We start from the raw sequence: 21586 nt of genomic DNA, 5'->3' as shown, positions 1-21586 counted from the left end.
TCGTCCCTCGGCGGTGGACCGGCCGTGCGGCCGAAAAGTCCTGTATGGCACGGCGGTTCACGATGTCCCCAGCTCGTCGTCGATCAGGGCGAACAGATCGTCGGTGCTCGCCGACTCCAGCCGGTCCGCCACGGTCGGGCCGGTCCCGCCGAGCGCCCGGTTCAGCTTCGTCAGCATCGCCTGGATCCGGACGGTGACGCGGTCCCGCTCGATCTCGTCGTGCGAGAGCCCGTCCAGCCGCGATTCCAGGCGGTCCAGTTCGGTGGTCAGCGGCACGTCCTGGCCGTCGCCGCCGGGGCACAGCCCGGTCCACAGGTGCTCGGCGAGCGCACGGGGATTGGCGTAGTCGAACACGACCGTGGCGGGCAGCCGCATCCCGGACGCCGAACTCAGCCGGTTGCGCAGATCCACCGCGGTCACCGAGTCGAACCCGAACTCCTTGAAGGCGCGGCCCGGTTCGATCACGGACGGGCCTTCGTCGTGCCCGAGCACCGCCGCGGCCTGCGTACGCACCAGGTCCAGCAGGTGGCGCTGCTGCTCGGGGCCGGTCAGCCCGGCGAGCCGGGCCGTGAGTTCGCCCGCGCCCGCCTCGTCGGCCGTCGCGTCCGCCGCCGACTCCCCGCGAGCCGCCTCCGGGAGATCGTGCAGCAGCGGACGGGGACGCGCGAGCGTGTAGATCGGCAGGAAACTCGTCCAGTCCATGTCGGTGACGACGAGATGCGATTCGTCCCGCTCCAGCACCCGGCCGAGCAGCCGCACCGCCAGGACGGGATCCAGCTCGCGCACGCCGAGCCGGTCCAGCCGGGCCTTCGCCTCTTCGCCGACCATCCCGCCGCCCCAGGAGCCCCAGGCGATCGACGTCGCGGTCAGCCCGCGGGCCCGGCGACGCTGGGCGAGTGCGTCGAGGAAGGCGTTCCCCGCCGCGTAGGCCGGCTGTCCCGCGGTGCCCCAGACGGCGGCGCCGGAGGAGAACAGCACGAACGCGTCGAGCGGCCGGTCGCCGAGCGCCCGGTCGAGGTAGGCGGCACCGGTGATCTTGGCACGCACGGCATCGGCGAACGCCTCGGGTGACGTCTCGGCCAGCGGCGCTTCGTCGGCCATGACCCCGGCGGCGTGGAAGATCGCGGTCGGCTCGTAGTCGGCGATCAGGGCGTCGACGGCCGGGCCGTCGGTGATGTCGCAGGCCACGATCTCCGCTGTGGTGCCCAGTGCCGTGAGTTCCCCGGTCAGCTCGGCGGCGCCGTCGGCGTCGGCTCCACGGCGGCTCACCAGCACGACGCGCTCGGCTCCCCCGGCGGCCAGCCAGCGCGCCACGTGCCCGCCCACGGCGCCGGTGCCACCGGTGACCAGTACGGTTCCCTTGGGCTGCCAGGTGTTTTCCGCGAGGTCGCCCTTCAGCGGCGCACGGACCAGGCGACGCGCGAAGGTGCCGGGCCGACGGATCGCCAGCTGGTCCTCACCGTCCTTTCCGGACAGTGCGGCACACAGCGCGCCGATCGCCTTCGGGTCCACGGGATCGAAGAGATCGACCAGACCGCCCCAGGTTTCCGGGTGGTCGAGCGCGAGCACCGTGCCCATACCCCACAGTGCGGCGGCGCCGGGATCGACGTCTTCGGTCCGGTCGACCGCGACCGCACCCGACGTGACGCACCACAGCGGCGCGGTGATCCCGGCGTCGCGCAGCGACCGCACTACGGTGATCGTGCTCGCAGTGGCGTACGACAACGCGGGCGCGTCCGGGTGCGTGCGTTCGTCGAGGGCGAGCAGCGACAGCACACCCGCCGGGTTCCGCTCTCCTAAAGCGGCGCCAACCGACTCGTTGTCCTCCACCACGACGCGGACGACGTCGGCGCCTTGCCCGGCGAGTCCGTCGGCCAGTGCCGAGGCCCGCGCGCAGTCCGGCGGGACCAGCACCAGCCAGGTCCCGGCCAGCCTGCCCGCCGGGGCCTGCGGCAGCGGTGCCCAGCGCACCGCGTAGCTCCAGGAGTCCATTGTGGACGTCTCGACTTCGCCGCGGCGCCAGGCGGACAGCGCGGGCACGAGTTCACGCAGCTGACCGGGCTCGATGCCCAGCCGCGTGCCGAGCGCCTCGGCGTCCTCGGCTTCGACGTCGGCCCAGAACGGTCCGTCCGCCGGTCCCGTCGTCGTGACCCGTTCCCCGGCGGCCTCGTCCTCCAGCCAGAACCGCTTGCCGCTGAAGGGATACGTGGGCAGTTCGACCAGGACACCGCCCGGGAAGTAGCCCGTCCAGTCCGGGGCGATACCGCGGACGTGCAACGCGGCGACCGAGGCCGCCACGCGGTCCGGCCCGCCGTCGTCCCGCCGCAGCGTCCCGGTGACCACCGCGCCGAGCTCCAGCTCGTCGAGGGTCTCCTGCATGCTCATGGCCACCACCGGATGCGGGCTGACCTCCACGAAGGCCACGTACCCCGCCTCGGCCAGCGACCGGACCACCGGCGCGAACCGCACGGTCTGCCGCAGGTTGTCGAACCAGTACCCGGCGTCCAGTGCGGTGCCCTCGGTCCACATCCCGGTGACGGTCGACATCATCGGCACCTCGCCCGCGCCGGGCACGATCGGGGCCAGATCCGTCAGCAGCCGCTCGCGCAGATCCTCGACCTGCGCGGAATGGGACGCGTAGTCCACCTGGACCCGCTTGACGCGGATGTCCTCGGCAGCCAATTCGGCCTGCAGCTCGTCGAGCGCCTCGCCGTCCCCGGACAGCACGGACGAACCGGCGCCGTTGTCCGCGGCCACCGAGATCCGGCCCTCCCACCGGCCGAGCCTGTCCGCGATCCGCTCGGCGGACTGGCTGACCGCCAGCATCCCGCCCCGGCTGCCGAGCACCTCGCCGATCGCCCGGCTCCGCAGCGCGACGACCCGCGCGCCGTCCTCCAGCGACAGCGCGCCGGAAACACAGGCGGCCGCGATCTCGCCCTGCGAGTGCCCGATCACCGCGTCGGGCTCGATCCCGTGCGCACGCCAGACCGCGGCGAGCGAGACCATCGTCGCCCACAGCACCGGCTGGACGACGTCGACACGTTCCATCGACGGGGCACCGGGTTCGCCGCGCAGAACGGCGGTGACCGACCAGTCCACAAAGGACGAGAGTGCCTTCTCGCATTCGGTCATCCGGTCGGCGAAGACCGGCGACGTCGCGAGCAGTCCGGTGCCCATCCCGGCCCACTGCGAGCCCTGGCCGGGGAACACGAAGACGGTCCTCCCGCGAAGATCGGCCTCCCCGGTCACGGTGCCCTGACCCGGGTTTCCGTCGGCAAGGCCACGCAGCGCGTCCAGCAGCCCATCGCGGTCCTCGCCGACGACGACCGCGCGGTGTTCGAACGAGGAACGGCTTGTCACCAAGGAGAACCCGACGTCGGAGAGGTCCAGCTCCGGACGTTCTCCGAGCCACGACGTCAGGCGCCGGGCCATTTCGGACAGTGCGGACGGAGTCCTGGCGGACAACACCAATGGCGTCACCGCGGCCTCGGGACTCGCCTCCCGGGCCTCCGGTTCGTCGCCCTGCTCCAGGATGATGTGTGCGTTGGTGCCGCTGATCCCGAACGACGACACCGCCGAGCGCCGCGGTCGTTCTACGTGCGGCCATTCGCGTGCCTCGGTGAGCAACTCGACCGCGCCCGACGACCAGTCCACATGGGACGACGGCTGTCCGATGTGGAGACTCTTCGGCAGCACGCCGTGCCGCATCGCCTGCACCATCTTGACGATGCTCGCGATCCCGGCCGCGGCCTGCGCGTGCCCGAGGTTCGACTTGATCGAGCCGAGCCACAGCGGCTCCCCGACCTGGCGGCGGCCGTACGTGGCGAGCAGCGACTGCGCCTCGATCGGATCACCCAGCGAAGTACCGGTACCGTGTGCCTCGACGACGTCCACATCGGACGGTGTCAGCCCCGCGTCGGCCAGCGCCTGCTCGATGACCCGCACCTGGGACGGTCCGTTCGGGGCGGCAAACCCGTTGCTCGCGCCGTCCTGGTTCAGCGCGGAGCCCCGCACGACGGCCAGCACCCGGTGCCCGAGCCGCCGGGCGTCGGAAAGGCGCTCGACCACCAGGACGCCGACGCCTTCGGACCAGGCCGTCCCGTCCGCGTCGTCGGAGAACGACTTGCAGCGACCGTCCGGCGCGAGGCCTCGCTGGCGGCTGAAGTCGACGAACATCTCGGGCGTGCCCATCACCGTCACGCCCCCGGCCAGCGCGAGTGTGCAGTCGCCCCGCCGCAGTGCCTGGATCGCCAGGTGCAGCGCGACCAATGAGGACGAACAAGCGGTGTCGACCGAGACGGCGGGCCCCTCCAGCGCCAGGCTGTAGGAGATCTGGCCGGAAACCAGGCTCCCGCCGGGGCTGCCGCCGCCATAGTCGTGGTACATCAGGCCCGCGTAGACCCCGGTTTTGCTGCCCGCGAGCGAATGCGGGTCCATCCCGGCGCGCTCGATGGCCTCCCACGCGGCTTCGAGCAGGATGCGCTGCTGCGGGTCGGCCCGGCGCGCGTCGCGCGGGCTGATCCCGAAGAACGCCGCGTCGAAGTAGGCGGCGTCGTAGAGGAATCCGCCGCGGTTGACGTAGGTCTTGCCGGGCCGCTCCGGATCGGGGTCGTACAGCCCGGTGTCCCAGCCCCGGTCGGCCGGGAACTCGCCGAGCGCCTCCGCGCCCTCGTCGACCAGCCGCCACAGGTCGTCGGGCGAACGGACGTCACCGGGATAGCGGCAGCTCATCCCGATGATCGCGATCGGCTCGGTGTCCTTCGCCGTCACCTCGCGCAGTTGCCGTCGCGCCTGCTGGAGGTCGGTCGTCGCGCGCTTGAGATACGCGCGGAGCTTGTCCTCGTTCGTCATCGCCCGCTCACTCACGAGATACCCAGTTCGTTGTCCAGTACCTGAAAAAGCTCGTCGTCGGTCGCGGAGTCGATGTCGGCCCCACCGTCCTCTTCGTCGTGCGCTTCCTGCCACTTGCGCAGCAGCGCCGCCAGGCGGGCCTCGACCTTGGCGTGGCCGCCTTCGCCCGGCCGGCCCGCCGTCAACGCCGCGTCGAGCCGGTCCAGCTCGGCGAGCAGCGACTCGGTCGCGTCGCGCGTCCCCGGGTCCAGCCGGGCCCGCAGATCCCGCGCGAGCGCGGCGGGCGAAGGCTGGTCGAACACCAGCGTCGCCGGCAGGGTCAGCCCGGTCACGGCGTTGAGCCGGTTGCGGAACTCCACCGCGGTCAGCGAGTCGAAGCCCATTTCCTGGAACGCCCGCGCCGGGTCGACCGCGGCCGCCGACGCGTGCCCGAGCACCTCGGCGACGTGCTCGCACACCACACCGAGCACGAACTCCTCACGTGCGGCCTCCGGCACCTCGGCCAGGCGAGCCGCCAGCGTTCCCCGCTCCTCGGCCGGGCCCGCCGCCCGTGCCCGCCGCGCCGGTTTGCGCACCAGCCCACGCAGGACCGCGGGCAGTTCGTCGGTCCGCGCCCGCAACGCGGCCTGGTCCAGTTTGAGCGGCACCAGCGCGGGATCTCCGGAACGCAGGGCCAGATCGAACAACTCCAGTCCCTCGGCCGTCGACATCGGCGGCATCCCGAGCCTGCGCAACCGGGCGAGCCCGGCTTCGTCGAGTTGCTCGGCCATGCCGCCGTCGCTTTCGGGGCTCCACGCGCCCCAGGCGAGGGAAACGGCGGGCAGCCCCTGCGCCCGGCGGTCGGCGGCGAGCGTGTCGAGGAAGAGGTTGGCCGCGGCGTAGTCCGCCTGCCCCGCGCCGAGCACCAGGCCCGCCGCCGAGGAGAACACCACGAAGGCCCGCAGATCGAGGTCGGCGGTCAGCTCGTGCAGGTGCCACGCTCCGTCCACCTTGGGACCGAGCACCGCGTCGAGTTGCTCCTCCGGCAATGAGCCGACGAGTCCGCCGCCCGTCACGCCCGCAGCGTGCACGACTGCGACGAGCGGGTGCTCCGGCGGGATCTCGCCGAGTAGTTTCGCCACCGCGGTGCGATCCGCGACGTCGCAGCTCGCGACGTCCACCTCGGCGCCGAGTTCAGTCAGCTCGTCGCGCAGTCGTCGCGCACCAGCCGCGTCCGGGCCGCGACGGCTGGTCAGCACCAGGCGCCGGACGCCGTGCTCGACGACCAGGTGGCGGGCCAGGATCGCGCCGAGACCGCCGGTGCCGCCGGTGATCAGGACCGAACCCGCCGGATCCCACGTCGTGTCCTCTTCGGACAGTGCGGTGGCGGTGAGCCGAGGCACGAACAGCTCACCTGAGCGGATGGCGACTTCCGGCTCTCCCGAGGACAGCGCCGAGCCGAGACTGTCCGAAGAGGACTCTTCGCCGTCCAGATCGACCAGGACGAAGCGGCCGGGGTTCTCGGCTTCGGCCGACCGCACCAGCCCCCATACGGGCGCCACGGCGAGGTCGGGACGGCCGTCTTCGGGCATGGCGCCGGTGGTGACCACGGCCAGCCGCGACCCGGAGAACCGGTCCGCGGCAAGCCATTCCCGCACGTGGGCCAGTACCTGGGTGAGGGTCGAGCGCACTCCGCCCGGCACGTCCGAGCCCGATGCGCTCTGGACGAACAACGCCACGGTGTCCGCCTCGCCCACCGCTTCGAGCCCGGCCTCGCCGAGGACCGCGAATTCTCCCGCCGCCTTCGGTGCCACCAGCGGCTGCCAGGCGACGCGGAACAGCGCGTCATCCGCTCCGCCGTTCAGCTGTGCGGGCGCGATGGGCCGCGCGACAAGGGATTCGACTGTCGCGATAGGACTGCCCGCCGAGTCGGCGAGCGTGATGGCGACGGCGTCCGGTCCGGCGGGCGACAGCCGCACCCGCAGCGCGGACGCGCCTGTCGCCTGGATGCGCACCCCGCTCCAGAAGAACGGCAGCATCGGGTTGCCGCCGCCTTCCTGCCCGAGGAACGCGTCGAGCACCTGAGGGTGCAGCGCCGCGTCGAGCAGGGCGGGGTGCACGCCGAAGTCACCGGCGTCCTCGTGCGCTTCCCGGGGCAGCGCGACCTCGGCGTAGAGGTCGTCACCGGCACGCCACATCGCTTGCAGCCCTTGGAAGGTGGGGCCGTAGTCGTACCCGAGTTCGGCGAGCCTGCCGTACGGATCGCCGAGTTCCACCTGCTCCGCGCCCGGCGGTGGCCACGCCGTCAGATCGGCTGTGGGCACGCTGTCTTCGAGGCTCAACGTCCCCGCTGCGTGCTGGGTCCATGGCGTGCCGGGCTGGTCGCCGGCCCGCGAGTGCACGGAGATCGGGCGCCTGCCGTCCTCGTCGGGACCGTCCACGGTCACGCGCAAGGTGGCCCCGCCGCGCTCGGGCAGCACGAGCGGCGCCTGCAACGTCAGTTCCGCGACCGAGGGGCAGCCGATCTGCTCCGCGGCGTGATGTGCCAGCTCGACGAAAGCCGTCCCGGGCACCAGCACCCGGCCGAGCACCACGTGATCGGCCAGCCACGGCATGGTGTCCACCGACAGCCTGCCGGTCAGCACCAGCCCGTCGGTGCCGGGCAGGCTCACCGACGCGCCCAGCAGCGGATGCTCCGCGGGAGCCTGGCCGACGCCGCCCAGATCCGCCGAGCCCGTGGCCCGCAGCCAGTAACGCTCCCGCTCGAAGGCGTAGGTCGGCAGCTGGACCTTCCGTGCTCCCCGGCCCGCGAAGAACTTCTCCCAGTCCACAGTGGACCCGGAAGTCTGCGCCCGTGCGACGGCGGTCACCAGCGTCGTGGCCTCCGGCCGGTCCTTGCGCAGCACCGGAACGAGCGTCGCGGCGCCTTCGACGCAGTCCTGCGCCATGCCGGTGAGCACCCCGTCCGGGCCCAGCTCGACGAACCGTGCCACGCCTTGGGATTCCAGCCAGCGGACCCCGTCGGCGAAACGGACGGCTTCCCGCACGTGCCGCACCCAGTAGTCCGGGGATCCGACCTCGTTCGCCGCCGCGCCGGTCACATTCGACACGATCCCCAGGACGGGCTCCGCGAAGGTAACGTCGTCCAGCACGGCGCGGAACTCGGCCAGCATCGGCTCCATCAGCGACGAATGGAACGCGTGCGAAACCCGCAGCCGGTTCGTCTTGTAACCCTTGTCCTTGAACGCTTCCGCGACCTCGGCGACCTCCGCCTCCGGCCCCGAGAGCACCACCGAGGCAGGACCGTTGATCGCGGCGATGTCCACGCCTTCGGGCAGCAGGGGCCGGATCTCCTCCTCGGTCGCGGCGATCGCGAACATCGCGCCGCCGGCGGGAAGTTCCTGCATCAACCGGCCGCGCGCGGCCACTACCCGGCAGGCTTCGTCGAGCGACCACACGCCCGCGACGTGAGCCGCGACGAGTTCACCGATCGAATGCCCGGCCACGAAATCCGGCCGGACGCCCCACGACTCCAGCAGCCGGAACAACGCCACCTCGACCGCGAACAACGCCGCCTGCGCGTACCGGGTCTGTTCCAGCACCCCGGGGTCCCCGCTGAAGATCAGGTCCCGCATGGACAGCTCGACCAGGCCGTCAAGGCGTGCACAGACCTCGTCGAAGGCCTCCGCGAACACCGGGAACGTCTCGTACAGCTCGCGTCCCATTCCGACGCGCTGCGAACCCTGGCCGGTGAACAGGAACGCGGTCTTCGCATCGTTCGCCACGCCCCGCACGAGCCCGGGTGCGGCCACGCCCTCGGCGAGCGCGGTCAGCCCGGCCAGGAGTTCGTCCCGGTCCCGGCCGACGACGGCCGCCCGGTGCTCCAGCGCGGCCCGCGCCGTCGCCAGCGTGTAGGCGACGTCGGCCGGGTGCAGGCCATCGTCTACATAGGACAGGAGCTGCGCGGCCTGGGCGCGCAGAGCGTCCGGGGTCCTGGCCGAGACCAGCCACGGCACCACGCCGTCCACGCGCACGACCTCGCTATTTTCCTTGGCGGGCGGCGCTTCCTCGACGATCACGTGCGCATTTGTCCCGCTGATCCCGAACGACGACACACCCGCCCGGCGCGGACGACCCTCGGCCGCCCACGCACGCGGCTCGGTCAGCAGTTCCACCGCACCGGCCGACCAGTCCACATGGGACGATGGCTCGTCCACATGCAATGTCTTCGGCAGGACGCCGTGGCGCATCGCCATGACCATCTTCATCACGCCCGCCACGCCCGCGGCAGCCTGCATGTGGCCGACGTTCGACTTCAGGGAACCGAGCCACAACGGCTGCTCACGATCCCGGCCGTACGTCGCCAGCAACGCCTGCGCCTCGATCGGATCGCCCAGCACGGTGCCGGTCCCGTGGCCTTCGACGGCATCGACATCCGACGTCGAAAGCCCGGCCGACGACAGCGCGTCACGGATCACCCGCTGCTGCGAAGGACCGTTCGGCGCGGTCAACCCGTTCGACGTGCCATCGGAGTTGATCGCGGAACCGCGCACCACGGCCAGGATCTCGTGGCCGTTGCGCCGGGCGTCGGACTGGCGCTCCACCAGCAGCACGCCGACGCCTTCGGACCAGCCGGTGCCGTCGGCCCCGGCGGCGAAGGACCGGCATCGCCCGTCCGGCGACAACCCGCCCTGCCTGCTGAACTCCACAAAGGACTCCGGCGTCGCCATCACCGTGACACCGCCGACCAACGCCAGCGAGCACTCACCGTTGCGCAAAGCCTGTGCGGCCCAATGCAAAGCGACCAGCGACGACGAACACGCCGTGTCCACGCTCACCGCGGGCCCCTCCAAGCCCAGCACGTAGGCGACCCGGCCGGAGACCACGCTGCCGATCCCGGCGTGCCCGGGATAGTCGTGGTACATCACGCCCGCGAACACCCCGGTCCGCGAACCCCGCAACGACGTCGGATCCACCCCGGCGCGCTCCAGCGCCTCCCACGAAACCTCCAGCAGCAACCGCTGCTGCGGATCCATCTCCACGGCCTCACGCGGCGAAATCCCGAAGAAGCCCGGGTCGAACTCGGCCGCGTCGAGCAGGAACCCGCCCTCCCGCGTGACGCTCGTGCCGGTGCGGCGGCGTTCGGGGTCGTACAGCGCGCCGATGTCCCAGCCGCGGTCCTCCGGGAATCCGGTGATCGCGTCGCGGCCCGAATCGACCAGCTCCCACAGGTCTTCCGGGGACCGCACGCCGCCCGGGTACCGGCAGCCCATGCCGACGATGACGATCGGGTCGTCGTCCGCAGCGACCCCGGCGGACACGACCGTGGCCGGTCCGGCAGCCGCGCCGGCGAGTTCCGTGTCGAGCAGCGCGGCGACCGCGGCAGGCGTCGGGTGATCGAAGATCAGGGTCGCCGGGAGCCGCACCCCGGTGGCCGAACCCAGGCGGTTGCGCAGTTCGATCGCGGTCAGCGAGTCGAAACCGAGATCGTTGAACAGCCGCTCGGCCCCGATGGACGCGCCGCTCGCGTGCCCGAGCACGACCGCGACCTCATCACGGACGACGTCCAGCAGCAGGCGTTCCCGGTCCGGGCCGGACAGCCCGGCGAGGCGATCCGCCAGGCCCCGGTCCGTGGTGGCGCGGGCCGAGGGCAGGGCCGCGGGCCGGACGAGGCCGCTGAGCATCGGGGGCACCTCACCGGTCGCGCGGATCGCGGCGAGGTCCAGCCGGATCGGGAAGAGCACCGGCGCGTCCGCGGCGAGCGCGGCGTCAAACAGCGCCAATCCGTCCTCAGTGGACAATGGTGTGATGCCGGAGCGGCTCATCCGGCGGGCGTCGGTCTCGCCGAGTCCCGCCGCCATGCCGTCTTCGGCCCAGGGTCCCCAGGCGAGGGAAACCGCGGGCAGCCCGCGATCTTTCCGCAGCCGCGCGAGCGCGTCGACGAAGGCGTTCGCGGCGGCGTAGTTGGCCTGCCCCGGCGAGCCGAGTGTGCCCGCGGCGGAAGAGAACAGGACGAAGGCGGCGAGGTCCAGTCCCGCCGTCAGCTCGTGCAGGTGCCAGGCCGTTTCCGCCTTGGGGCGCAGCACCGCGTCGAGCCGTTCCGGTGTCAGCGCGGTCAGGACGCTGTCGTCCAGGACCCCGGCCGCGTGCACGACCGCGGTGAGCGGGTGTGCCTCGGGAATTCCGTCCAGCACTTGGGAAAGCGCGTCGCGGTCGGTGAGGTCGGCCGCCAGCACGGTCACGGCCGCGCCGGACGCGGTCAGCTCCTCGGCCAGGTCTTCGGCTCCGGGGGCCGCGAGGCCCCGCCTGCCGACGAGCAGCAGATGCCCGACGCCGTGCTCGCTGACGAGGTGCTTCGCGATCTTCGCGCCCAGGCTCCCGGTGCCGCCCGTGATGAGCACGGTGCCCTCGGGATTCAGCCCCGTCGCGGTGCTGCCCGACGTGCTCCGGTCGAGGCGAGGCGCGAACACCTTGGCCTCACGGATCGCCAGCTCGGGTTCGCCGGTGCCGAGGGCGGGCGCCAGGGCAAGCCGGGACGCTTCGTGGTCGTCGAGATCGGCGATGACCAGCCGTCCCGGGTGCTCGGCCTGCGCGGAGCGCACCAGGCCCCGGGCCGCGGCCTGGTCGAGCCCGTCGCCGCTCGTGACCAGGACCAGCCGTGTCCGGTCGAACCGCTCGTCGGTAGTCCAGTCGCGCAGGGTCGCGAGCACGTCGGCGGTCACCGACCGCGTGGCGGTGACCGGGTCTTCTCCCCCATCGCTCGGCACGGCCAGCACGACGGTGTGCGGCGGGTTCTCCCTGGTGGCGAGCGAACGCCAGTCGGCGACCGGGGCACCGAACACTGCGGCGAGACCGAGCTCGTCCGGCCCGGCCAGCACGACGTCGCCCTCCGGCGCCGCGCCCTGCACCGGTGCCCAGTTCAGTGCGAACAGCGAGTCCCGGTGCGGTTCCCGCGCGCCGAGCTGGCCGGCGGAAACCGTGCGGGTCAGCAGGGAGGCGATCGAAGCGACCGGGGCGCCGGACCCGTCGGCGAGTTCGATGCCGACCTCGTCGGTGCCCGTGCGGGAAATCCGGGCGCGGACGGCGGTGGCCCCGCGGGCGCGCAGCGTGAGGCCGCTCCAGACGAACGGCAGCGCGAGACCGTCAGAGTCCACTTCGGACGGTGAGGCCAGAAGCTGGGCGTGCAGGACCGCGTCGAGCAACGCCGGGTGAAGCCCGAAGGACCCGGCGGCGTCTTCCGCCTCGGCGGGAAGGGCGACCTCGGCATACAGCTCGTCGCCATCACGCCAGAGCGCCCGTAGGCCTTGGAAGACCCCGGTGTAGCCATAACCGAGGTCGGTGAGCCGGGCGTAGGGGTCCCCCAGTTCGACCGGTTCGGCGCCTGGCGGCGGCCAGGTGGTCAGGCCTTCCGCGTGCCCGCCGTTTTCGAGGCTCAGTGTCCCGGCGGCGTGCTGGACCCACGGCGCGTCGGCGTCGTCGTCCGCGCGGGAATGGATGGCCAGAGACCGCCGGCCGTGCTCGTCGGGACCGCCCACGATGACCTGGAGCGCGACCCCACCCCGCTCGGGCAGCGTCAGCGGCGCCTGCAGCGTCAGCTCTTCCACCGTGCGGCAGCCGACCTGTTCGGCGGCCTGCTGGGCGAGCTCGACGAACGCCGTCCCCGGCAGCAGGACGTGGCCCAGCACGACATGACCGGCGAGCCAGGGCGTCGTGTCGAGGGACAGCCTGCCGGTCAGGAGATGACCACCGGAGTCCGGCAGGCTCGACGCCGCGCCCAGCAGCGGGTGCTCCGCGGCGAGCAGGCCAACTCCGCCGAGGTCCGCCGATCCCGAAGCCCTCAGCCAGTAACGGTCCCGCTCGAAGGCGTAGGTCGGCAGGTCGGTCTTCCGGACGCCGAGGCCGCTGAAGAACTCTTCCCAGTCCACAGTGGACCCGTCGATCCGCGCCCTGGCCAGCGCGGTCACCAGCGTCACGGGCTCCGGCCGATCCTTGCGCAGCACCGGGGCGAGCACGACGGCGCCGGGGTCTCCGACGCACTCCTGCGCCATCCCGGTCAGCACACCGTCCGGACCCAACTCGACGAACCGGGTCACGCCTTGGGATTCCAGCCAGCGCACGCCGTCAGAAAAGCGGACGGCCTCGCGCACATGCCGGACCCAGTAGTCCGGCGAGCACAAGTCCTCGGTGGACGCTGCCCTGCCGGTCACGTTCGACACGATCCCGAACCCGGGCGCCGAGAACCCGACGCCGTCCAGCACGGCGCGGAACTCGGCCAGCATCGGCTCCATCAGCGACGAGTGGAACGCGTGCGAAACCCGCAGGCGATTCGTCTTGTGTCCCTTGGCCTTGAACGCTTCGGCCACCTCGGTGACCTCAGCCTCGGGGCCCGAGATCACCACCGAGGCGGGACCGTTGATCGCAGCGATGTCCACGCCGTCCGGCAGCAGCGACCGGACTTCGTCCTCGGTCCCCGCGATCGCGAACATCGCGCCACCGGACGGAAGTTCCTGCATCAACCGGCCGCGCGCGGCCACCACCCGGCAGGCGTCGGCCAGGGACCACACACCCGCGACATGCGCCGCGACGAGTTCACCGATCGAGTGTCCTGCCACGAAGTCCGGCCGGACGCCCCACGATTCCAGCAGCCGGAACAACGCCACTTCGACCGCGAACAACGCCGCCTGTGCGTACCGGGTTTGCGCCAGTACCCCGGGGTCGCCGGTGAACACCAGCTCCCGCAAGGAGATGCCCAGTTCGGCGTCGAAGTATCCCGCCGTCGCGTCGAAGGCCTCCGCGAAGATCGGGTACGTCTCGTACAGCTCGCGTCCCATTCCGACGCGCTGCGAACCCTGACCGGTGAACAGGAACGCGGTTCGCCGCGAAGGCCGGGCGGTGCCGGTGAAAACGCCGGGTGCGCTGGCACCCGTTGCCAGCGCGCGAAGCCCGGCGAGCAGTTCATAGCGGTCCTTGCCGACGACGGCCGACCGGAATTCCAGCGCCGCCCGCGACGTCGCCAGCGAATAGGCGACGTCCGCCGGACGCAGGTCTTCGCGATCCTCCACAAAGGACAGCAGGCGCGCGGCCTGCGCGGGCAGGGCCTCGGCGCGGGGAGCCGACACGAACCAGGGCACGACGCCGTCCGCCCGGGTGACGTCACCAGATCCCTCGGTGTCCTCGGCAGGAGGCGCTTCCTCGACGATCACGTGCGCGTTCGTCCCGCTGATCCCGAACGACGACACCCCGGCGCGCCGGGGACGCCCCTCGGCCGAAACCCATTCCCGCGCCTCGGTCAGCAGCTTCACCGCACCGGCCGACCAGTCCACATGGGACGATGGTTCGTCCACGTGCAACGTCTTCGGCAGGACGCCATGACGCATCGCCATGACCATCTTCATCACCCCGGCCACCCCCGCGGCCGACTGGGCGTGCCCGATGTTCGACTTCAACGACCCCAGCCACAACGGCTGCTCGCGATCCCGGCCGTACGTCGCCAGCAACGCCTGCGCCTCGATCGGGTCACCCAGCACGGTGCCGGTCCCGTGACCCTCCACCGCGTCCACGTCGGCGGCCGAAAGCCCGCTCGCGGACAGCGCGTCGCGGATCACCCGCTGCTGCGAAGGACCGTTCGGCGCGGTCAGGCCGCTGCTGGCGCCGTCGGAGTTCACCGCGGAGCCGCGGACCACCGCCAGGATCTCGTGCCCGTTGCGCCGGGCGTCGGAAAGGCGCTCCACCACGAGCATTCCGGCGCCCTCGGCCCAGATCGTGCCGTCGGCCGCCTCGGCGAAGGCCTTGCAGCGCGCGTCGGGCGACAGTCCGCGCTGGGCACTGAAGTCGACGAAGTTCTCGGGCGTGGCCATGACCGTGACACCGCCGACCAACGCCAGCGAACACTCACCCCGGCGCAGCGCCTGCCCGGCCCAGTGCAACGCCACCAGCGACGACGAACACGCCGTGTCCACACTCACCGCGGGACCTTCGAGCCCCAGCACGTAGGCGACACGCCCCGAAACGACGCTGCCCACGCTGGCGTGTCCGGGATAGTCGTGATACATCACGCCCGCGAAGACCCCGGTCCGCGAACCCCGCAACGACGTCGGATCCACCCCGGCGCGCTCCAGCGCCTCCCAGGAGACCTCCAGCAGGAGCCGCTGCTGCGGGTCCATCTCGACGGCCTCGCGCGGCGAGATCCCGAAGAACGCCGGGTCGAACTCGGCCGCTTCCGGCAGGAAACCGCCGTGTCGCACGTAGCTCGTCCCGGGCTTGTCGCCGGACGCGTCGTAGATCCGGTCCAGGTCCCAGCCGCGGTCTGCGGGGAACTCGCCGATCGCGTCGGTCCCGGAGTCGACGAGGTCCCACAGATCCTCCGGGGATCGCACGTCCCCCGGGTAGCGGCAGGCCATGCCGACGATGGCCAGCGGCTCGTTCGCTCGCTCCTCGGTCTCCCGCAGCACCCGGCGGGTTTCACGGAGATCGGCGGTCGCCCGTTTGAGGTAGCTGAGCAGTTTGTCCTCGCCGGTCATCCGGTCACCCCAACTCGACGTCGATCCTGGCACCAAGAACAGCCACCGCTGTGAACGCTAGTCAGGCCGGTTTCCGCGCCCCACCCCTAAACCGGCGCCGCGACCCCACTCTCACCCGGCCGTCGGGGTCCCTTCGGTGACGATCTTCACCAGCTCGGGCCGGAGTTCGTGCGGGCTCGGCATCGCCGCCATCTCCGCGTGCAGCCGTCCGACCGCTTCCCGGACGTCGCTGTCGGACAACGCCAGCCCGATCCGCTCGGCGAACGTCGCGGCGTCCTCGCCCCGGCCGGCGAGCACGGCGGCGCCCTGCCCGGCGATCCGGTGCGCGAGCGACGATCCGTCCTTTTCTGGCACCGTGGACACCACGCACTGCGGCAGCGCGTGGGCCAGTGCGGTGATCGCCGTCGTCGACGATCCATCGTGGACGACCGCGGCGCAGGTCCCCAGCACGGCGTTCACCGGCACCGAGTCGAACAGCCGCAGGTTGGCGGGCACCCGCGCCCCGGCCGGGACGTCCTTGGCGGGCAGCTCGCAGATCACCTCGGCGTCCAGCTCGGCGATCGCGTCGAACAACGCCGCCGGGGCCGCGGCGGGCTCGGCCAGCGTCAGGAGGATCCGCTGCCGCCGCGGCTTGCGGCGCAACCAGGAGGGCACCACCGAGGGCCCGGTGTAGGGGAGGTAGCGCAGCGGCACATGCCCGGTGTCGGGTTCCGGCCGCAGCGAAGGCGGGACACGGTCCAAGGTGGCCCGGCCGGTCAGCACGCTCTCCTCCGGCGACAGGCCGTGGACCGCGAGCCCGGCTTCGAGCCGTTCGGCGAGCCGGGCCCGATCCGGGGCCAGGCCCAGCATCCGGACCGCGGTGATCCCGGTGACCCTGGCCGCCACGGCGCCGGCCGGGGCGTGTTCCTCCCACACGACCAGCTCCGGCTTCCACCGCCGGGCGTAGTCCGCCAGACCGGCCGCCGCGTCGGGATCGGCAAGCCAGTCTTCGGCGTCGTCCGGCAGGTCCTTCCCTACTGCCACGGCGACGAACCCGGTCCGGTTAACCTCCGCGGTGAACCGTGGCCGCCCGGCTATCTGCACCTCGTGTCCCCCGGTCCGCAACGCCCAGCCCAGCGGCACCAGGCCGTGCAGCCGGGACACCGAAGACGGTGCGGTCAGCAGAACGCGCATCGGAACTTCCTTCGACTCCTGGGGCGGCCCTGCCGGGAACCCGCTATGGATGGGAAAATCAAGCCAGCCAGTCCTCGATGGCACCGGCGGTCGCAGCCGCGCTGCCTTCGATCAGGCTGAAGTGATCGCCGGGGACGGTCACCGTCGCGTTCGCGCGGCTCCACGTGGTCCGCCAGACGTCCGGGTTCGCGCTGTCCGGATCCGCAGTCGCGGCGTCGAACCGGGTGTCGGGCCGGATCAGCAGGCTCGGCGTGGCGACGTCGGTCAGCTCGACCTGCGGCAGCAGGTCCACGTACCGGGCCATCGCGGTCAGCTTGGTGCCGTCGAACGGCCCGTACCGCGCCTCCAGCTCCGGCAGCCCCGCCGTCAGGCCCAGCACGACCTGGTCCCGTTCCGCCTGGTCCTTGCCCTGGACGTCCTCGCCGCTCGCGGCGTAGGTGTCGAGCAGAACCAGCGAACGCGGCGCCAGGTCCGCCTCCTCCAGCCGGGCCACCACCGCCTGGGCGAGGATGCCCGCGGACGAGTAGCCGACGAGCACGAAGTCGTCGCCGCCCAAGGACATGCGGATGCTCTCCACGACGACGTCGACCATCGCCTCGGCCGAGTCCGGCACCAGCTCCCCTTCCAGGAAGCCGGGCAGTGACAGGCCCCAGCACGTCCGCGTGTCCCGGAACTGCGAGGCCAGCTTGGCGTACTGGTACGAGCCGCCCATCGCCGCCGGGCTGCTCAGGAACAGCAGCTGCGGGCGCCGGGGACCGTCGGCCATCCGGACCGGGAACGGCACCGGACCCGCCTCGGCAGCCGATCCGAATGCCGGGCGGAGCTTGGCCGCCGTCATCAGCAGGGTGAGTCCCTCGAACGACTTGCCGGTCCGCACCGCTTCGGCGAACAGGTCCTTCAGCCCGTCCGACGCGGAGACCGCGGCGGTGGCCGTGTTCTCGGCGGTGTCGTTCTCGAGGGCTTTCAGCAGGAACGCGGCGAGTGCCATCGGGGTCTGCTCGTCGAACACCACGGTCGGCGGCAGGTGCAGGCCGGTCGCCTCGGCGAGCCTGCGGCTCAGCCCGACCGCGGACACCGAGTCGAAACCCGATTCGAGGAAATGCCGTTGCGGGTCGACGACGTCCGATTCGACGTGCCCGAGCACCGCGGCGATGTGGTCCAGCACCAGCCGGACGAGCAGCTTTTCCCGCTGTCCCTTGGCAAGTCCGGTCAGCCGCTTGCGCAGCCCGTCCGGATCCGCCGTGCCCGACGCGCTCGCGGTGCGGCGTGCCGGTGCGGCCGTCGCCGTGGTGGGAGCCGTTTCGCCTTCGGTGACCAGAGAACGTTCGACGTCGGCCACCGGCCGCAGCGTCACCGATTCGACCGTGGCGACCGGTTTACCCGCCTGATCGGCCAGGTCGACCGAGAATTCGCCGCCGGCCGCCGGGGTGATCCGCACCCGCAGCCGGGCCGCCGCCGAAGCGTGCAGCTCGACCCCCGCCCAGGCCAGCGCCAGACCGCCGCAGGCCTGCAGGCCGATCGCGTGCAGCGCCGCCTCCAGCGCCGCCGGATGCAGGCCGAACCGGTCCGCCTGCAGGCTCGTCTCCTGATCGAGGCTCACCTCGGCGAACACCACGTCGTCCCGCTGCCAGGCGGCACGCAGGCCGCGGAACACCGGACCGTAGCTCAACCCCTGTCCCGACAACCGGTCGTAGAGCCCGTCGACCGCCACCGGCTCCGCCTTGGCGGGCGGCCATTCGTCGAGCGCGACCGGCTCGGCGACGGTGCCCCGCGACAGGAGCCCGTGCGCGTTGCGGATCCACGGCGCGCCGGAGTCGTCCGGCCGCGAGTGCACCGACACGGTACGGACGCCGCTCGCGTCCGGCGCGCCGACCACCGTCTGCACCTGGACCTTGCCGCGCTCGGCCAGCACGAGCGGGACGTCGACGGTCAGTTCCGCGACCCGGTCGCAGCCGACCTCGTCCCCCGCGCGGATGGCGAGTTCGACGAAGGCCGCGCCGGGCACCACGATCCGCGAACCGACCGAATGTTCGGCCAGCCACGGGTGGCTGCCCGCGGAAAGCTGTCCGGTCAGCACGACACCGTCCGAATCGGCGAGCCGCACCGCGGCGCCCGCCAGCGGATGGCCGGTCGAGTCGAGACCGGTGCCCGCCAGGTGACCACCCGCGCGGACGGCCTCCATGTCGACGTCGGGCCAGTACCGCTTGCGGTGGAACGCGTACGGCGGCAGCGGCACCCGCCGCGCGTCGCGCCCGACGTAGAACCGCTCGCCGTCGATGCCGAGTCCGTCCACATGCAACCGGGCGGCCGCGGACAGCACCGCGTCGGTCTCGGCGCGGCCGGCGTCCAGCACGGTGAGGAACGTCGTGTCCTCACTGGTCTCGGACAGGCTTTCGCGGACCTGCCGGGTGAGCCCGCCGCCGAGTTCGACGAACCGTTCCACCCCGGCCGCCTCCAGCGTGCGCACCGCGTCGAACAGGCGCACCGGCTCGCGCAGGTTGGCCACCCAGTGCGCGGGGTCGGTCAGTTCGTCGGTGGCGAAGGCGCCGGTGACGGTCGAGACGATCGGGAGCCGCGGCAGTGCGTAGGTCAGCTCCTCCGCGATCTCCAGCAGGTCCTCGGCGACCTCGTCCGCCTGCGGCGAATGCGCCGCCCCGGCCGGGAGTTCCTGCAGCAGCTGGGCCCGGGTCGCAGCGAGCTTCACCGCGTCGGTCAGGGTCAGCACGCCGGCGACGTGCGCCGCGGCGACCTCCCCACCGGAGTGGCCGAGGACCTGGCCCGGCCGCTGGCCCCAGAACTCCAGCAGGCGGAAGAGCGCGACCTGGACGCAGAACCGCGCCGCCTCGGCGAAACTCACCTGCTCCAGCAACTGAGCGCTGACGGAGTCGTCCTCGCCGAACAACACCTCGCTCAGCGGCCGGTCCAGATACGGGTCGAACTTCGCGCTCGTGTCGGCGAACGCCTGGGCGAACGCCGGGAACGCCTCGGACAGCGCCCGCCCGGTGCCCGGCCGTACGACGGCGTTGCCGGAGAAGAGGAACACCGTCTTCACGTCGGCACGCGCGGTACCGCGCAACACCGACTCGGACTCCTCACCGCGAGCGAGCGCCTCGAGCTTTTCGAGCAGATCCGCCCGGTCCGTGCCGAACACGGCCGCGCGGTGCTGCCCCACCGCCCGGAAGGCGGCCAGCGAATAGGCCACGTCCCCGGCGTCCAGCTCGGGGTGCTCGATCAGATGAATACGAAGCCGTCCGGCCTGCAGGGGCAGTGCCTCCCGGCTGCGCGCGGAGATCAGCGTCGGCAGCGGGATCCCGTGGTGCGTGGCCGAAACGGCGTCGGCCGCCGGGGTTTCCGGAGCCTGTTCGAGGATCACGTGCGCGTTGGTCCCGCTGTAGCCGAAGGAGGACACCCCGGCCCGGCGCGGACGCCCATCCGTTTCCCACGGGATGGTTTCCGGCAGCAGCCGGACGTGGCCCGAGGACCAGTCGACCTGCGTGGTCGGATTGTCCGCGTACCGGGTCTTCGGCAGCAGGCCGTGCCGCAGCGCCTGGACCATCTTGATGACGCCCGCGACGCCGGAGGCCGCCTGCGAGTGGCCGATGTTCGACTTGACCGAGCCCAGCCACAGCGGCCGTTCGGCGGGCCGTTCCTTGCCGTAGACCGAAAGCAGCGCGCCCGCCTCGATCGGGTCGCCGAGGGTGGAGCCGGTCGCCGAGGCCTCCACCATGTCCACATCGGACGGTTCGAGCCCGGCCAGCGCGAGCGCCCGGCGGATCACGCGTTCCTGGGACGGGCCACTGGGCGCGGTCAGCCCGTTGGACGCGCCGTCCTGGCCCACCGCGCTCGACCGGATCACGGCCAGGACCTCGCGGCCCTCCCGCACGGCGTCGGACAGCCGCTGCACGACGAGCACGCCGACACCCTCGGACCAGCCGATCCCGTCGGCGTCCGCGGAGAACGCCTTGGAACGGCCGTCGGCCGCGGTGCCGCCCGGATCGAAGTGCGCGAACGGACTGGGCGAGGTCAGCGCCGAAACGCCGCCCGCCAGCGCGAGCGAGCAGTCGCCGTTGCGCAGCGCCTGGATCGCCGAGTGCAAGGCGACCAAAGAGGACGAACACGCGGTGTCGATCGAGACCGAGGGGCCTTCGAGGCCCAGCGCGTAGGACACCCGGCCGGAAACCACGCTGCCGAGCACGCCGGTGCTGCGGAACAGGCCGTTGCTCTCGATGGTGCCCGACGGGCCCGGGTCGTAGTCGGACTGCATGACCCCGGCGAACACGCCGGTCTGGCTGCCCTTGAGCGAAGCGGGCTCGATCCCCGCTCGTTCCAGCGCCTCCCAGCAGCTTTCCATCAGCATCCGCTGCTGCGGTTCCATCATCACCGCTTCCTTCGGGCTGATCCCGAAGAACGCGGCGTCGAAGTCGGTGACGTCCGGGACGAAACCGCCCTGCGGCTTCTTGCCCGACGCGGTGACCAGGCCGAGCCAGTGGTCGAGGTCCCAGGACCGGTTGGCGGGGAACGGGACGATGCCGTCGCCGCCTTCGGCCACCAGCCGCCACAGGTCCTCCGGCGCGCCGACCCCGCCGGGATAGCGGCAGGCCATCCCGACGATCGCGATCGGCTCGTCGGGCGCGCCGACCGGCGTGACGGCCGCGCGGACCGCTTCCCGCGCTCCGTCGATTTCACCGACCAGCAGCTCGTGCAGCTGCGCGGCGAGCTCGGACACGGTCGGGTAGTCGAACACCACGGTCGGCGCGAGTTCCAGCGCCGTCTCCGCGTTGAGCCGGTTGCGCAGTTCGACGGCGAGCAGCGAGTCGAAGCCCAGATCGCTGAAGGCGCGGTCGACGTCGATGAGCTGGACGGAGCCGTGCCCGAGCGCGGCGGCCACATGCTCGGTGACCAGCTCGCGCACCGCCTTGAGCCGGTCGCCGGGCGCGAGCCCGAGCAGCCGGGCCCGCAGCGAGTTCGGATCGGCCTCGGGCCCCCCCGCGGGCCGCGGCCCCCGCTCGGCGGCCGGGTTAGCCCCCGGGTTAGCCCCCCCCCGGGGGGGGCCCGCCGGGGGC

The 21586-nt window shown here is 72.2% G+C and carries 4 protein-coding genes; all 4 read right to left on the bottom strand.

Annotated features, from left to right (window positions below; all coding sequences use genetic code 11):
- Positions 1 to 57: 57 nt before the first annotated feature.
- Positions 58 to 4866 carry a type I polyketide synthase gene (locus tag ACFWX1_RS40290; RefSeq protein ID WP_378395134.1) on the bottom strand — a complete coding sequence of 1603 codons (4809 nt, stop codon included), beginning with the start codon at positions 4864 to 4866 and terminating at the stop codon, positions 58 to 60.
- Positions 4863 to 15383: an SDR family NAD(P)-dependent oxidoreductase gene (locus tag ACFWX1_RS40285; RefSeq protein ID WP_378395133.1), complete on the bottom strand. Its 10521-nt coding sequence runs from the start codon at positions 15381 to 15383 to the stop codon at positions 4863 to 4865. Before ACFWX1_RS40285 ends, ACFWX1_RS40290 begins: the two co-directional genes overlap by 4 nt.
- A gap of 78 nt (positions 15384 to 15461) precedes the next feature.
- Entirely contained in the window at positions 15462 to 16523 is a 1062-nt protein-coding gene (locus ACFWX1_RS40280; RefSeq protein WP_378395132.1) for a nucleotide disphospho-sugar-binding domain-containing protein, read from the bottom strand.
- Positions 16524 to 16581: 58 nt separating this feature from the next.
- The gene (locus ACFWX1_RS40275) at positions 16582 to 21435 is read right to left on the bottom strand and encodes a beta-ketoacyl synthase N-terminal-like domain-containing protein (RefSeq protein WP_378395131.1); all 4854 of its coding nucleotides are present in this window, start codon (positions 21433 to 21435) and stop codon (positions 16582 to 16584) included.
- Between the last annotated feature and the right edge of the window lie 151 nt (positions 21436 to 21586).

The sequence above is a fragment of the Amycolatopsis sp. NPDC059021 genome (genome assembly GCF_042739895.1).
Lineage (GTDB): Bacteria > Actinomycetota > Actinomycetes > Mycobacteriales > Pseudonocardiaceae > Amycolatopsis.
Note: the sequence above shows the minus strand (reverse complement) of the source record. Positions and strands in the feature narration are given on the sequence as shown.